Below are 14,385 nucleotides of genomic sequence, written 5' to 3' on the forward strand. Positions count from 1 at the left end.
GCCCTCCCGTGCTAGACCCCGGCGGCGCCGCTCCCGCCCGCCCGGGGATCGTCGTCGTCGGCCGGCCCGCTCGCGTGGGCGGCGCCGGCCGCCTCCACGGGCACGGGGTCGACCACACTCTGGAAGCCGGCGACCACCGCCTCCGAGGGCTCCTCGGACTCGTGGATCAGCCGCCGCAGCGCGGACGCGAGCACGGAGGCCGGCAGGTCGTCGAGGTCGTCGAGACAGAGCCCGTCGAGGTCGGGCAGGGCCGACTCCACGTCACCGCGCTCTCCTTGCACCGCAGGTCCCCCGTTCTCCCGCGTCGCTCGACCGTTCGATTTCCCCCCGCACGGCCGGCGTGTGCCGCTCGCGCGTGCCGTCCGGGTGAAACCCGTACATTCGAGTGCGGAACGTATCGCCACGATTACACAAGCCTTCCTATACTAGCCGGGCCGGGTCGGCCTGCGCGATGCTCTGTGTGGGCAGAGTCGTACACACGAACGGCCGGCATGGGGGCGGCACTTGCCAGACCCGCCGTTCCGGCGCGTGGGTGCCACTCGGCCGTCCTTCGTACGGTGCTCGATCCCGGGGGTCGCTTGGTGGACTACGACTTCTTCACGAGTCACGTCGCCGACCGCGATCCCAAGTGGGCGGCCCGCTTTCACGACGACGTCGAGGCCGAGTTGCGGCGCGGGAGGGAGCGGGTGCGCGCGGCGATCCGATTGCAGCCGACCTTCGGCCCGATCCAGGTGCCGGACGGCGACCCGCCCGCGCAGGCGCGCGCGATGGTCGCGCTGTGCTCGGACGACTACTTCGAGGATCTGGACTGCGGGCGCGACTGGGCGGTGTTCACCGACCGGTTGCGTCGACACGAGTCGATCGTCGGCGTCGCGCCGCCGAGTTTGATCGCGGTGCCCTGGACCACGCTCGAACAACCGCCCCCGGACGCCGTGGGCACGATCGAGTGGCCGGTCGGGATCGCCGGACCGGGCCGCGGCCCGGGCGTGTTCGACATGCTGCGGCTGGGCGGCATCCGCGACCTGGGGTACGTGCGCGCGGTGCGCGCGGTCGCCGACCGGGTGGCCGAGGCGTTGCGCCATCGGCTGGCGCCGCTGACCGTCGTCGAGGCGGACGAGGTCGAGCCGATGTTCGGCAGCCACGAGGCCGGGACGCGCACGCTGCCCGAGGCGCCGCGCCGCTTGCCGATCCTGGAGCCGGTCCCCCCGGCCCGCACCGACCTGGTGATCAGTTATGTGGGCAACGACCTGGCCTGGGCGGACTGGGTCAGCGAGGTGCTCACCTTCGAGGACTACCGGGTCTCGCTCAGCCGTTGGGACTGGAGCGCGGGCGAGAGCTTCGGCAAGGCGATGGCCCGCGCGCGCGGCCTGGGTGAACACGTGCTCGCGCTGTTCTCCGAGCACTACTTCGAGGCCAGACGGCTGGCCATGGACGAGTGGGAGGAGGCGCTGGGCGACGCGGCCACCGGCGGCAGGCTGCTGCCGATCGTGATCGGCAGCACCCAGGTACCGTCGATGTTCCGCGGCGTGCGACCGGTCGACCTGACCGAGGCGGACGCGGTCGGGCAGCGTGATCTGCTCGTCGACGCGGTGCACCGGTTCGCGCCGTTGCCCGCGCGGAATCCGGGGTCCTCCTGAACGTGTCGGACCCGATACCCCCGCTACCACCGCCACCGAGACCGGCGCGACCGCCCAGGATTCCGCCTCCGCCCCCGCCGCGCTCGCCCACGGACAACCCGCCGGTGTGGCATGTCCCGGGCGCCAGAGGCCGGTTCTACGGGCGTGACAGCACCCTCGCCGACCTGCGCACGCTGATGCAGGTCGAACACCGGGTGGTGCTGCGCCCGCAGGACGACCTGCCGGGCATGGGCACCACCCACCTGGCCCGCGAGTACGCCTACCGGCACCGGCACCTGTACGACGTGGTGTGGTGGTTCGACTGTGCCGCCCGGGCCGGCGAGAGCGGCGTCGCGTTCGTGCATCGGGCGCTCGGCCAACTGGCCGACCTGGGCCGGCGGGTCGACCAGCAGGTCGGCCCCGGGCACGAACTGCGCTCGCGGGAGGGCTGGTTACTGGTCTTCGACGAGGTGGACCGGCCCGGACTGATCGGCGAGATGATCCCCACCGGTCCCGGCCACGTGCTGATCACCAGCACCGATCCGCTGGCCCGCCACCTGGGCAGCACGGTCGATCTGCCGCCGCTGGACCGGGGTTCCTCGGTACTGATGCTCTTCGACGCGCATCGCGGATTCGAGCTGGAGATGGTCACCGCCGAGGCGATCGCCGCGTTCGTGGGCGATCGGCCGGCCGCGATCGCCCGGATCGCCGAACTGTTCGCCTCCGGCGAGGTGTCGCCGGAGGTGACGCTGGAACTGCTGCGCTTCGGCAACATGGCCAAGCTGTCCCGGACCATCCCGCAGAACCAGGTGGTCTACCTCGCCGACCTGTTCCTGGCGGTACGCGGCCTGCGCGCGCCGGACACGTGGTCGATCTGGCTGGACCTGTCCGAGGACTACCTCGAACACCAGTTGCTGCACCGGCACATGACCGACGCGCGGTCGATGCTTCTGCACATGATCCGCACCCTGGTCAACGGGCCGGAGCCGATCCATTCGCTGCAGTGCCTGTGCCGCGCGCTGCACGACGTGTTGCCCAACACCCAGGGCGTCGAGGAGGTCTGTCGCGCGATCGAGAACCTACCCGGCTGAACGGGTGGTTCCGCCCACCCTTCCGGTCGAGCGGCCGAATCCGGCCGGCGGGTGCGCGATGCTGGTGCCCATGGTGAACGACGGGGAGCACGGGGGCGACACGGTGCGCTACTTCATCAGCCACGCCGGTTCGGACACCGCCTGGGCGGAGTGGATCGCGGGGCAACTCCTTCAGGACGGCCTGGAGGTCGAACTCGACGCGTGGGACTGGGCCACGGGCGAGAACCTGACCACCCTGGTCAGTCGCGCGCTGGACAACGCGGGACACATGATCGCGCTGTTCTCCCCGGCGTACTTCGTGCCGGAGCGCTGGACCACCGTCGAGTGGACCGCGATGTCGGACGCGCTGCGCGGCAGCGGGCGCCGGCTGATCCCGCTCGTGGTGCACGAGTTGGACCGCGAGGCCATCCCGTCCGTGCTGCGGCCGTTGCTGCGCAAGACGCTGTACGGCAAGTCCGAGGAGGACGCGCGCGAGGAGCTGATGGCGGCCGTCCACGGGCCGTCCCGGCCGACCGAGCCACCGGCGTTCCCGACCCCGCGCACGGGCGGAACGGGCGGCATGGGCGGCACGGTCCCGGCGCCACCCGGACCGCCCGCGCCCCGGCTGCCGGCCGCGCCCGTGCTCCGGCGCACGATCACGGCCGGGCAGATCCGGGCGCTGACCGACGCGATCCTGGCGGTGCCCAGGATCGCCCGCACCGACCTGTGGAACCTGTGGCTGGATCTGGCCGAGAGCTACTACGAACACCAGTTGCCCCGCGAGCAGATCGCCGCGCCGCGGATCATGCTGCTGCGGCTGATCCACGACCTGTCCACGCTCGCCGAGCCGGCACCGGCGCGCGCGCTGGACGCTCTGGTACGGGCGCTGGAGGACGTACAGCCGACCGGACCCGAAATCGAACACGTCCGCGCGTTGTTGGCCGAGCTGACCCGTCCGGCCGACGCGGCCGAGCAGTCCTCCTGAGTAAAGGCCGCGCGCGGCCCGTCACTTGCCGAGTCGGATCCGCCGGGTCGGCGTCAATCTCCGTACGCGGCACGCCGGCGCCGCTCGTAGGCCCGCCGCCAGCCCGCCCGCCACAGCAGGGCCGTGCCGGGCGGGATCCAGCGCAGCACGCGCCGCCGCTCGGCGTCCGTGGCGTGGTGCAGGTGGAAGGCGACGAGCGCGGGCAGGTCGCGGCCCCAGACCCGCACCGTGCGGGTCGGCATCCGTCCGTCGGGCGTGGCCCGCACGTGCAGGCGCATCAGCGGAAACAACTGGTGCTCCTCGGCCAGGCTGTGCCGGGCCACGAGGTCGTACAGCCGCCCGATCGCGGGCGAGCGGTCACGCAGCGGCACGCTCACATCGGCGGCACGGCGCATCGCGTCCTCCAGGGCCGAGTGGTCCACCTGGAACGCGGTCACGGTGCGGGCGGCGCGCGGCGAGCCGGCGCGCACCCACGGGTACAGCACGGTGTGTTCCTCGCGGTGATGCGCGCGCAGAAAGCGCAGCACCAGGGCGAGATGCTCCTCGACCGCCCGCACGCGCAGGATGTCGACCGGATCGAGGTGTCGGGTCACCTCGGTCAGTCGGGCCAATTCCTCACGCAGACCGCGGTGCGCGACGTAGCCGGGAGTGAGGTCGAGAGTGGGGGCGCGGGAGGGGGTTCGGGTGGGGGACGCGGGTGAAACGGTGGTCGTCGACACGGGGGCCGCCTCGGGGGCATGGAAAGGGGGAGCCTCACACCGTAAGGGCACCTGGTAGGTGTTCCGCACCGATGCAAGGAGTTTTCCGGCCATTCCCCTTCGACGCCCGTTTCCGGTCCGATACCGGCCGAGCCGATACCGAACCGGAACGTCGGTTGTCGTTTTTCTTGCGCCCCGTCCGCGCGCTACTTCTTCAGGTTCGGGATGGTCCAGTCGATCGGCTTGTGCCCCATGGTCTCGAGCGCGGCGTCGATCCGGGAGAACGGCTTGCTGCCGTGGAAGAGCTTCGCGGACAGCGGCGACGGGTGCGCGCCCTGCACGATGGTGTGCTTGGCGGTGTCGATCAGCGCCGCCTTCTTCTTCGCGTGCCCACCCCACAGCACGAACACCACCGGTTCGTCCCGGTCGTTCACCGCCTTGATCACCGCGTCGGTGAACTTCTCCCACCCGCGGCCCTTGTGCGACGCGGCCTCGTGCGCGCGCACGGTGAGCACCGTGTTCATCAGCAGCACGCCCTGACGCGCCCACGGCATCAGGTAACCGTTGTCCGGGATCGGCAGGCCGATGTCGGCGTGCATCTCCTTGTAGATGTTGCGCAGCGACGGCGGGATCCGCACCTCGGGCCGCACCGAGAAGCACATGCCGTGCGCCTGGTTGTCGTCGTGGTAGGGGTCCTGCCCGACGACGAACACCCGGACGTCCTCATACGGCGTCGCCTCCAGCGCCGCGAAGACCTCTTCGTCCGGCGGGAAGATCTGGTGTTCCTTGCGTTCCGCGTCCACGTACGCGGTCAGCTCGGCGTAGTAGGGCTTCGCCAACTCCTCCGCGAGCACGGGCTGCCAGGACTCGGGCAACGTCTGCACAGCAAGAACCTCCACACGAGGGCGCAACGCCCATGGATCCAAGTGGGATCCAACGTAGCCGCTCGCCCGGACACCTCGGCCCGCACCCAGTGGATCGGTGCGGGCCGAGCCGACCGAAGTGTGACGTGTCGACCGTCTCGTCCGCGTTGCGCTCGACGCCCTCGCCCGGCGTACGGGCGGACGGCCTCGTCGCGCTTACGCCTCGACGGTCTCGTCCGGCTTCGGGTCCGGCTTGTAGCACAGCTTCATCAGGAGCGCGGCGTTCGCGACGCCGACGCCGGCCGCGAACAGGGCCGGGCGCAGGCCCGACCTCTTGCGGCCGATCAGCGCGTCCACCGAGTACTTGCCGTTGCCCAGCGCGGCCAGCGCGACCGCGGCGCCGCCGACGACCGCGGTGTACTCCCAGCCGCCCTTGAAGACGAAGAAGCCCTTGCCCTTGTGGTCGGTCGCCGCGGCGACGCTCATCAGGCCCACCGTCGCCGCCGCCGGCAGCGGGTTGGCCACGCCGAGCGCTATGCCGACGCCGGCCGCCATCTCGGTGCCGGCCGCGAGGCGCGCGTGCACCTCGGCGGGCTTGAGCCCGAGCGATTCGAACCAACCGGTGGTGCCCGCGAGGCCGCCGGGGCCGGCGACCTTGTTGTAGCCGTGCGCGAAGAGCATCGGACCGAGCGTCGCGCGCAGCACGAGCGCAGCCACATCGCGGCCTTCGGCCGCCGCCGCGACCTTATTCTTCCTGCCGAACATTGCCCACCTCATCAACTGACGCATCGTCACATTCGTGTGGGCAACCTACCCGAACACACGGCCCGGGCGAGGACCGGGCGCCCGGGACCGATCGCCTCACCCGCCGGATGGACCGATCCCGGCTCGCTCGACACCCGCGACCGAAACGACCTCGACCTCGGCACCGGCCATCCTGGGCACCACGACGGGCGTGCCGTCGCCCGGCGCGCGCAGGATGTCCGCGTCCACGTCGTACAACGCCCGCACCAGCGCCGCGTCGACGACCTCGCGAGGCGGCCCGGAGGCGACCACCCGGCCGTCGCGCATGGCGACCAGCACGTCCGCGTATCGGGCCGCCGAGGGCAGGTCGTGCAGCACCATCACCACCGTGCGCCCACCCGCCGCCACCTGCCGGACCAGGCCCAGCACCTCCACCGCGTGCCCCAGGTCCAGCGCCGAGGTCGGTTCGTCGAGGAGCATCACCGGCGCCTCCTGCGCGATCACCATGGCGACCCAGCAGCGCTGCCGCTGCCCGCCGGAGAGCCGGTCCACCCGCCGATCGGCCAGGTCGAGCACACCGGTCGCGGTCAGCGCGTCCCGGCAGACCCGCTCGTCCGCGCGCGACCACTGACGGAACAGTCCCTGGTGCGGATGCCGCCCGTAGCGCACCAGGCCGGCCACTGTGACCGCCTCCGGCGCCGTCGGGTTCTGCGGCAACAACCCGACCCGGTGCGCGGCCTGACGCGGCTTCAGTCGCCAGATGTCGTCGCCGCCGACGGTGACCCGACCCGAATCCGGCTTGTGCAGGCGGGCGATCGAGCGCAGCAGGGTGGACTTTCCGCAACCGTTGGGCCCGACGATCGCGACGACACTGCCGGCGGCCACCGCCAGATCCACGCCCGACACGGCACGATGCCCCGGATAACCGGCGTGCAGATCTTCCACGAGCAGTTCCATGGGCGGACCCTCCCGACCGTACACAGCGAATGTAAGGCGAGGCTAACCTAAGTGATCGTGCCGCCGGCACCGCCGGCCCGGTCAGCGGCTCCCGATCTCCCGGAACCACTGGGCGCCGACCCGTCCGGTCCGGTCCGCGAACAGCAGCGCGTCCCGGCCGTGCCACGCGAGCGCGGTCACCGGCGCCGGGACGTGCCGGCGGGCCAGCGGGGTCGGCGCCTTGCGGGCCGAGCCGGCGCGCACGTCCCACACCACGAGCATGCCGTCGCCGCCCGAGGTGGCCATCAGTCCGCCGCCGCCCGGCCGCCAACTCGGCGCGCACGCGTGCGGTTGGGCGGGCAACCGGCGCGGGCGCGGGCGCACGCGGCCGCCGCGGGCGGCGAGATCCCACACGGTCAGGCCGGCCGAATCCTCGGCGGCGAGTCGGTGTCCGCCGCAATCAAGCGCGAGCCCGGCCACCGGCGCACTGCCGACCGCGCCGAGGTCCTCGTGCGTACCGCCCGCGCCGCGGATGTGCACACCCGGCGCGTCGCCCGCCGCGCACAACCACGCGCCGTCCGGCGCGCCCGCGAGCACCCGCACCGGAATCGGGTAGGTCCACACGTTCGTCCGCCCGCGCGGCCCGTACATGTGCACCTCGCCGCCGAGCGCGACCGCCAGCCCGCCGACCGAGTCGACCCAGACCACGTCGTCCACCTGGACCGGACCGTCCACCGCGCGCCAGGACTCGGTTCCGGTATCGCCCGCGTAGACCCGTACCGCGCCGCCGAAGGACACCGCACACCGATTGCCCGCGGACCACGCGAACCGCGCGGGCAGGCCCGGTGTACGCATCAGCAGCGCGCCGTCGGTGACCCGCCACAGCGCGTATCCGGTGGGGCCGGCGAGCGCGACCACGGTGCCGTCGGGCGAGAAGCCGGCGCGGTACACCCCGCCGGGCAACACGATCCGGCCCTGGAGTTGCCCGGTCGCCGCGTCCAGCAGCCGAACCCCACCGGCGGCTCCCGCGACCACGCACAATCCACCCGACAACGCGACGGCGGACGGTACGTCGTCGATCCCGTGCTCCCAGCCCAGCCCCGTACGTGTCGCCATGACAGTCATCGCGGCTCCCTTGTTCGCGGGGCGATCCTTGCGCCTTCGTGTTTCGACCAGGAAAACTCTCAGGTCGAGGCCGGTTTCCCTGGGTTCGGCGAGTCTGCTAGTAAGACGACCGGACCTGTTCGCCGATGGATCGGATCACACCGTTGAGGACCCTCGAAGGCACGGCGTCGACCGCGGCGGACATCGCGGGCGCCAGCGGGAACGAGCCGACAATCCTGGTCGCGGGCCTGATCCTGGTCGCGGCCGGTGCCCTGCTCGCGCTCGCGGGCCGCCGCCGGTTCGCGGACGACCCGGACGGGGCGGAGGACGGGTACGACGAGGACCTCGCCGACCCCGCCGCGGCCCCCGTCCCGGCGACCGCCTCCGCACCCGCGCCCGTACCGGTGCCCCTGGCGGTCGGCCGAGCGGCGGAACGACCCGCTACGGAACCGGAGTCGACGGACACGGCCGCGGCACGGACGGAGGGCGCTCCCGCGGCGGGATCGGGAACCGCGAAGCCGGACACGTCGGACGCGAGCGCACCGGAGCCGGACAGGGCCGAGCCGGGTGAGGCGGCCGACGAGCCGACACCTGCTTCGAAGCCGGACCCGGATTCCGCACCCGAGCCCGGGTCGGAACGGGACCGGAACCAGGACCCGGCACCGGGCCCGAACCCGAATCAGGACCCGGATCAAAGCGGGGAGTCGGAGCCGACGACCGAGTCCGTCCCGGAGCCGACGGCCGACGGCGAGGCCGATGCCAAGACTGCCTCGAAGTCCCCACCCACGCAGGAGTCCAAGCCCGACACCGGCCCGAAGTCCCCGCCGAAGCCCGGGACTACATCCGAGGCCGAGCCCGCGCTCACCCCCACCGCCGAGCCCACGTCGGCACCCGATGCCGATCCGCAGACCGACCCCACTCCGCCGGCCGACCCCGAATCCGCGCCCGAATCCGGCCCGGACAAAGGCCCCTGACCCTTCGTCACCTCACCGCCCGGCAACCCCCGAGCGGTGAGGCGGCACGCCGCACGTCAACCCGCGACCCGCCCCTGTGCCCGACGCCGGACTCGGCGACCCGCGCACCTCCCCGCCCGCGCTCACCCGCGCGCAACGCCGCCCGTGTGCGCCACGTCGCCCGTACGCTCCGGCGCGAGTTCGTTCCTCGGCCACTCGCGTCCCTCGACGTTCTCGACCGACCGGTTGAACCGGGTCAGCACCTCGAACAGTTCACGCCGCTCGCCCTCGTCCCAGGACGCCAGGACACGCTCCAGACCGTGGCAGTGCGTCGCCCGCTCCCCCGCGAGCCGTTCCGCGCCGCCCTCGGTGATTCGCAGCTTGCGGGCGAGCCCACCGTCCGGGTCCGCGATTCGCTCCGCGTCGCCGGCCCGCAACAGCGCGGCCACCTGGCGATTCACCGTGGAGGTGTCGAGCCGAAACGCTTCTGCGAGTTGTCCGATCGACATCGGCCCCTCGACCTCCAGGCGGGTCAGCAGCAGGTAGGCGGAGCGCTCCATGCCGTCACCCCGCCGCTTGCCCATGACGTGGTGCCGAGCGATCAGCATCAGCTCCCGCTCGATCCCTTCCAACACGTCCACTCCCGCCTTCACACCAATGCGCCGTCCCCACGACCCTAGCGCTCGCCCCAGGCAATGTGCACGATACACATGATGTGTATCGTGCACATTTGTTGACCGCGACAGGTCGACCGCGGCAGGTCGCCTACGGCACGTCGACCGCGCCGGGTCGACCACGGCAGATCGACCGCACCATTCACCCGGCGAACCCTGGAGGCAGTCCGTGACCGGTCCGAGCGGCATATCCGAGCCGAGCCCTGCGGGCGCTCCCGCTCACCCGCCCGGACCCGTGGACCGGGCCGGGTCGGTGGTGGCGGTGCTGGCCTTCTGCGGCGTGGTCGTGGCGCTCATGCAGACCCTGGTCGTGCCGCTGCTGCCCGACCTGCCCAGGCTGCTCGACACCTCGCCCGCCAACGCGTCCTGGGTGGTCACCGCGACCCTGCTCTCCGGCGCGGTCTGCACCCCGGTGATGGGCAGGCTCGGCGACATGTTCGGCAAGCGCCGGATCCTGATGGTCAGCCTGAGCCTGATGGTCGTCGGCTCCGTGTTGTGCGCGCTGTCGGACTCACTGCTCCCGATGGTGATCGGTCGCCTCCTCCAGGGCGCGGCGTTCGGCGTGATCCCGCTCGGCATCAGCATCATGCGCGACGAACTCCCGCCCGCGAAGCTGGGCTCCTCGATCGCGCTGATGAGCGCGACGCTGGGGATCGGCGGCGCGATCGGGTTGCCGGTGGCCGCGCTGATCGCGCAGCACGCCGACTGGCACATGATGTTCTGGGCGGCCGGCGCGATCGGCGCGTTGGACGTCGTGCTGGTGCTGCTCCTGGTCCCCGAGTCGCCGGTCCGCCTGCCGGGCCGCTTCGACTTCGCCGGTGCGGCGGGCCTGTCCGTCGGGTTGGTCGCGCTCCTGCTCGTGATCACCAAGGGCGCCGACTGGGGCTGGGGCGGCGCGACCACACTGGGCCTGCTCGCGGTCGCGGTCGTCGTACTGCTCGGCTGGGGATGGCTCGAACTGCGGACCGCGCAACCGCTGGTGGACCTGCGCATATCGGCAAAACCGCAGGTGTTGTTCACCAACCTCGCCTCGGTCGTGGTCGGCTTCGCGATGTTCGCCCAGTCGCTGGTGTTCCCGCAGGTGCTGATGAACCCGGAGAACACCGGTTACGGGCTGGGCAGGAGCATGGTCGTCGCGGGTCTGTGCATGGCGCCGTCCGGCATCGTGATGATGCTGGTGTCCCCACTGTCCGCGCGGCTGTCCGCCGCCTACGGGCCGAAGGTCTCGCTGCTGGTGGGCACTCTGGTGATCGCGATCGGCTACGCGCTCTCGGTGTTCATGCTCGACGCGCTGTGGAAGATCGTCGCGATGACGGTGGTCTCGGCGCTCGGCGTCGCGCTGGCGTACGCGGCGATGCCGTCGCTGATCATGCAGGCTGTACCGATCGGCGAGACCGGTTCGGCGACCGGTCTGAACACGCTGATGCGCTCGATCGGCACCTCGACCTCCAGCGCGGTGATCGGCGTCGTGCTGGCGAACATGACGATGCGCGCGGGCGGACGCGAGTTCCCCTCGCACGACGCGTTCGTGACCGCGTTGTGGTTGGGTTGCGGAGCGGCCGTCCTGGGCCTGCTCGTGGCGCTGTTCATCCCCGGACGCAAACCGGTCGAAGCCGCGCACATCCCGGCGCCGAAGCGAACGGACGACGCCGAGGCGGTCCCGACAGCGGGCTGACCGCTCGGTAATTCCCCCGTCACACATGGCCAGAACCCGCCCGGGTAGCCGATGCTCGTAAGTCCACCCCGGCGCCGACCACCCCCTTGGGAGACCGCCACCCCGACTCCGCCTCTCGACAGGGAGACACGATGAGCCTTCCCACCTTCCGCGGATCACGCTCCTCCGCACCCGATCCGGCCCCCGGACACGGGTGGACCACCGAGACCGACTGGCAGCGGCAAGCGTTGCCGAGCGCGCTGCCCGAGGACTGGCCGATCCTGGCCGGCGGTCTCGTGGTGGTCGCGGCGCACCCGGAGGACGCGCTCCTGGGTGTGGGCGGGCTCATCTCCCGTGCGGTGGCGGAGGGTTCGCGGGTACGGGTGGTCAGCGTCACCGACGGCGACGCGTCCCACCCGGGCAGCCGCTTACCGGGCTCCGTACTCGCCGCCCGCCGGGTGCGCGAGTCCGACCGCGCGTTCGCCACGATCGTCGGCAATCCCGGCGGAGTGGCCCCGGTCGAGGTGATCCGGCTGCGCGTCCCGGACCGGGCGGTCACTACGCACGAACGCGACGTGGTGGACCGCCTGATCCCACTCGTCGCCGACTTCGCGCTGTGCGTGAGCAATTGGCGCGAGGACGGCCTCGCCGATCACGAGAGCACCGGGCGCGCGGCCGACGTCGCGGCCCGCGAGACCGGCGTCGCACTGCTGGAGTTCCCGCTGCGGATGTGGCAGTGGGCGCGACCGCAGGACAGCCGGGTGCCCTGGAGCCGGGCCCTGCGCGTCGACCTGACCGAGGTGCAACAGGCGCGCAAGGAACGGGCGTTGTCCTGCCTGGCCTCACAGATAGCGCCGCTGGTCCCGGGCCGCGACGACCGGGTGCCGCTGCCCCCGGAGAAACTCGCCTACTTCCGCCGCCCCTTCGAGATCGTCTTCCGCTGACCCGGGCGCCGGAGTCGAACAGCCGGTGGGGTGGCGGGCCCGCCGCCCCACCTCACACCGCGAAGCTCTCGCGTCCCGTCGTCAGGCCCTCCCGCAGCACCTTCAGGGTGTGCGTGAGCAGGCGCGAGACGTGCATCTGGGAGATGCCCAGGCGTTCGCCGATCTGGGCCTGGGTCAGGTCACCGGTGAACCGCAGCGCGAGGATGGTCCGCTCGCGCTGCGGAAGGCCGGCGATCAGCGGCTTGAGCGACTCGCGGTACTCGACCAGATCGAGCGCGTGGTCCTCCCGCCCCATCCGTTCGCCGACCGTGACGGCGTCGCCGTAGGCGGACTCGTCGAGCGAGGAGGCGCTGTACGCCGAGCACGCCGCGAGTCCCTCCGCCACCTGCGCCTCGCTCAGGTCGAGCCGCCGCGCCAACTCCGCGGCGCACGGCTCGCGGCCGAGGTCGGCGGTCAGCGCGTCGTTGGCCCGCATCAGTTCCCCCCGCAGTTCGCGCAGCCGGCGCGGTACCCGCACGGCCCAGGACGTGTCCCGGAAGAAGCGCTTGATCTCGCCCGCGATGGTGGGCATCGCGTACGCCAGGAACCCGGTCTCCCGGCCGCCGTCGTACCCGTCGATCGCCTTGATCAGGCCGATCGTGCCGACCTGGAGGATGTCCTCCATCGGCTCGACCCGGCGCCGGTAGCGTCCGGCGGCATGGCGCACGAGCGGCATGTTCAGCGCGACCAGGCATCCGCGCAGTTCGCTGTGCGTACGGGTGCCGGGTTCGGAACGGGCCAGCCGGCGCAACATGCGCTCCCCGAGGTCGCGCGCCGCCATCGGGGCCAGGCCCTCGATCAGGATCGGCTCGGCGAGCACCTCGTCGACGCTCGGGACACCCTCCCGCGCCTCCTCGGCGACGCCGTCGTGCGCGTTCCTGCGGTCGAGCCGAACGCTCATGCGCGTTCCCCTTCCCGAGTCGAGCCTACGCCTGGCGGCTTCTCTGCCCGCCGGCGAACAAACCTCCGGCTGCCACCGGGAAGGGGAACGCGCCCGGTCGGCGGACCGGGCGCGCGGGTGGTCAGCCCGGGATCATCAGCCGTTCGCGCAGCGACGCCAGGGTCCGGGCGAGAAGGCGGGACACGTGCATCTGCGAGATGCCGATCCGCTCACCGATCTGCGCCTGGGTCAGGTTGCCGTAGAACCGCATGACCAGGATGGCGCGCTCGCGCTGCGGCAGTTCGGCCAACAGCGGGCGCAGTGCCTCGCGGTACTCGACCAGATCGAGCGCGTGGTCCTCGGAGCCGAGCCGGTCGCCGACCGTCTCCTGACCGTCCGCGTCGCCGTAGGCGGTCTCGTCGAGTGAGGTCGCGGTGTACACCGTGCAGGCGTCCAGTCCTTCGAGCACCTCCTCCTCGGTGATGCACAACCGCTCGGAGAGTTCGCGCGGCGTGGGTGTGCGGCCGTGTAGCGCGGTCAGTTCGTCGGTGGCGCGCAGCAGTTCGGTGCGCAGTTCGCGCAGCCGGCGCGGCACCCGCACGGACCAGGAGGTGTCCCGGAAGAAGCGCTTGATCTCGCCGATGATGGTCGGCATCGCGTAGGCCATGAAGCTGCTGCCGCGATCCGCCTCGTAGCGGTCGATCGCCTTGATCAGGCCGATCGTGCCGACCTGGACGATGTCCTCGACCGGCTCACCGCGACGCCGGTAGCGCCCGGCGGCGTGCCGGACCATCGGCAGGTTCAGCTCGACGAGCAGTCCGCGCAGATACGAGTGGTCCACGGTGCCCGGTTCCAGCGTGGCGAGCCGGGCGAGCATCAGATCGCCCGCCGCCCGGGCCATCGGCGTGGGCAGCCGGGTGACCAGGTGCGGGTGGGCCAGCAGGTCGTCCAGATCGACGGTCGGTGGTGGCGGGGGGGCGGCGGCGCGGGGTTCCGCGGTCGTGTCGAGGGTGCTCAGGCGCACGGCCATGCAGGGTCTCCCAATCCGGATGGATGGACACCGATAACCCCGAGCGACATCGAGTCTGTGACCTGAAGCACAGGAAGATCAAGAGCCCTCCGGGGGTACGTCCTGACGTCAGGATCGCGACATGCGGCCCCACCTCGGGAAACGACGGACCGACGAAACGGAAAAAACGAGCGAAAGCAGCCCATACGGCGCAGT

General features: G+C 71.9%; 15 protein-coding genes. 6 read left to right on the top strand and 9 right to left on the bottom strand.

The window, feature by feature from the left end; translation table 11 throughout:
• Positions 1-11: 11 nt before the first annotated feature.
• The gene (gene fxsA / locus ACIBSV_RS05445; RefSeq protein ID WP_395859646.1) at positions 12-260 is read right to left on the bottom strand and encodes an FxSxx-COOH cyclophane-containing RiPP peptide; all 249 of its coding nucleotides are present in this window, start codon (positions 258-260) and stop codon (positions 12-14) included.
• 297 nt (positions 261-557) lie between these two features.
• Between fxsA and ACIBSV_RS05450 the strand changes: the two genes are divergently transcribed.
• From ACIBSV_RS05450 to ACIBSV_RS05460, 3 genes are all read left to right on the top strand, one after another.
• On the top strand, positions 558-1,637 hold the full coding sequence (locus ACIBSV_RS05450; RefSeq protein WP_395859647.1) for a TIR domain-containing protein: 1,080 nt from the start codon (positions 558-560) through the stop codon (positions 1,635-1,637).
• Between the two features lie 104 nt (positions 1,638-1,741).
• Positions 1,742-2,707 (top strand): hypothetical protein, encoded by a 966-nt coding sequence (locus ACIBSV_RS05455; RefSeq protein ID WP_395859648.1) that lies wholly within the window; start codon positions 1,742-1,744, stop codon positions 2,705-2,707.
• A gap of 70 nt (positions 2,708-2,777) precedes the next feature.
• Positions 2,778-3,671: a TIR domain-containing protein gene (locus ACIBSV_RS05460; protein WP_395859649.1), complete on the top strand. Its 894-nt coding sequence runs from the start codon at positions 2,778-2,780 to the stop codon at positions 3,669-3,671.
• A 53-nt stretch (positions 3,672-3,724) separates the two neighbouring features.
• On the opposite strand, the gene ACIBSV_RS05465 is transcribed toward ACIBSV_RS05460, so the two are convergent.
• The 5 genes from ACIBSV_RS05465 to ACIBSV_RS05485 all read right to left on the bottom strand — a co-directional run bounded on the left by ACIBSV_RS05465 (position 3,725) and on the right by ACIBSV_RS05485 (position 8,037).
• Positions 3,725-4,390, bottom strand: coding sequence for a hemerythrin domain-containing protein (locus ACIBSV_RS05465; protein WP_395859650.1), 666 nt, complete (start codon positions 4,388-4,390; stop codon positions 3,725-3,727).
• Between the two features lie 185 nt (positions 4,391-4,575).
• Positions 4,576-5,253 (bottom strand): uracil-DNA glycosylase, encoded by a 678-nt coding sequence (locus ACIBSV_RS05470; protein ID WP_395859651.1) that lies wholly within the window; start codon positions 5,251-5,253, stop codon positions 4,576-4,578.
• A gap of 195 nt (positions 5,254-5,448) precedes the next feature.
• Positions 5,449-5,997, bottom strand: coding sequence for a DoxX family protein (locus tag ACIBSV_RS05475; protein WP_395859652.1), 549 nt, complete (start codon positions 5,995-5,997; stop codon positions 5,449-5,451).
• Between the two features lie 96 nt (positions 5,998-6,093).
• Positions 6,094-6,933 (bottom strand): ABC transporter ATP-binding protein, encoded by an 840-nt coding sequence (locus tag ACIBSV_RS05480; RefSeq protein ID WP_395859653.1) that lies wholly within the window; start codon positions 6,931-6,933, stop codon positions 6,094-6,096.
• Positions 6,934-7,014: 81 nt separating this feature from the next.
• Positions 7,015-8,037, bottom strand: coding sequence for a WD40 repeat domain-containing protein (locus ACIBSV_RS05485; RefSeq protein WP_395859654.1), 1,023 nt, complete (start codon positions 8,035-8,037; stop codon positions 7,015-7,017).
• A gap of 143 nt (positions 8,038-8,180) precedes the next feature.
• On the opposite strand from ACIBSV_RS05485, the gene ACIBSV_RS05490 reads away from it, so the two are divergent.
• Complete coding sequence (locus ACIBSV_RS05490; protein ID WP_395859655.1) at positions 8,181-8,990, top strand: hypothetical protein; 810 nt, start codon at positions 8,181-8,183, stop codon at positions 8,988-8,990.
• A 122-nt stretch (positions 8,991-9,112) separates the two neighbouring features.
• On the opposite strand, the gene ACIBSV_RS05495 is transcribed toward ACIBSV_RS05490, so the two are convergent.
• On the bottom strand, positions 9,113-9,577 hold the full coding sequence (locus ACIBSV_RS05495) for a MarR family winged helix-turn-helix transcriptional regulator (RefSeq protein ID WP_395859909.1): 465 nt from the start codon (positions 9,575-9,577) through the stop codon (positions 9,113-9,115).
• Between the two features lie 361 nt (positions 9,578-9,938).
• Here ACIBSV_RS05495 and ACIBSV_RS05500 point away from each other — a divergent pair, with 361 nt between their 5' ends.
• Positions 9,939-11,318, top strand: a complete 1,380-nt coding sequence (locus ACIBSV_RS05500; RefSeq protein ID WP_395859911.1) for an MFS transporter — start codon at positions 9,939-9,941, stop codon at positions 11,316-11,318.
• Between the two features lie 131 nt (positions 11,319-11,449).
• On the top strand, positions 11,450-12,241 hold the full coding sequence (locus tag ACIBSV_RS05505; protein WP_395859656.1) for a PIG-L deacetylase family protein: 792 nt from the start codon (positions 11,450-11,452) through the stop codon (positions 12,239-12,241).
• A 52-nt stretch (positions 12,242-12,293) separates the two neighbouring features.
• On the opposite strand, the gene ACIBSV_RS05510 is transcribed toward ACIBSV_RS05505, so the two are convergent.
• On the bottom strand, positions 12,294-13,181 hold the full coding sequence (locus ACIBSV_RS05510; protein ID WP_395859657.1) for a SigB/SigF/SigG family RNA polymerase sigma factor: 888 nt from the start codon (positions 13,179-13,181) through the stop codon (positions 12,294-12,296).
• A gap of 121 nt (positions 13,182-13,302) precedes the next feature.
• Entirely contained in the window at positions 13,303-14,190 is an 888-nt protein-coding gene (locus tag ACIBSV_RS05515) for an RNA polymerase sigma factor SigF (RefSeq protein ID WP_395859658.1), read from the bottom strand.
• Between the last annotated feature and the right edge of the window lie 195 nt (positions 14,191-14,385).

The organism is Embleya sp. NPDC050154 (genome assembly GCF_044460165.1).
GTDB lineage: Bacteria > Actinomycetota > Actinomycetes > Streptomycetales > Streptomycetaceae > Embleya.

Excerpts from the sequence above, each read along its gene's own strand:
- ACIBSV_RS05460 (WP_395859649.1), top strand. The coding sequence starts at position 2,778 with ATGGTGAACGACGGGGAGCACGGGGGCGACACGGTGCGCTACTTCATC.
- ACIBSV_RS05475 (WP_395859652.1), bottom strand. The coding sequence starts at position 5,997 with ATGTTCGGCAGGAAGAATAAGGTCGCGGCGGCGGCCGAAGGCCGCGAT.
- ACIBSV_RS05480 (WP_395859653.1), bottom strand. The coding sequence starts at position 6,933 with ATGGAACTGCTCGTGGAAGATCTGCACGCCGGTTATCCGGGGCATCGT.
- ACIBSV_RS05485 (WP_395859654.1), bottom strand. The coding sequence starts at position 8,037 with ATGACTGTCATGGCGACACGTACGGGGCTGGGCTGGGAGCACGGGATC.
- ACIBSV_RS05495 (WP_395859909.1), bottom strand. The coding sequence starts at position 9,577 with ATGCTGATCGCTCGGCACCACGTCATGGGCAAGCGGCGGGGTGACGGC.
- ACIBSV_RS05500 (WP_395859911.1), top strand. The coding sequence starts at position 9,939 with ATGCAGACCCTGGTCGTGCCGCTGCTGCCCGACCTGCCCAGGCTGCTC.
- ACIBSV_RS05505 (WP_395859656.1), top strand. The coding sequence starts at position 11,450 with ATGAGCCTTCCCACCTTCCGCGGATCACGCTCCTCCGCACCCGATCCG.
- ACIBSV_RS05510 (WP_395859657.1), bottom strand. The coding sequence starts at position 13,181 with ATGAGCGTTCGGCTCGACCGCAGGAACGCGCACGACGGCGTCGCCGAG.
- ACIBSV_RS05515 (WP_395859658.1), bottom strand. The coding sequence starts at position 14,190 with ATGGCCGTGCGCCTGAGCACCCTCGACACGACCGCGGAACCCCGCGCC.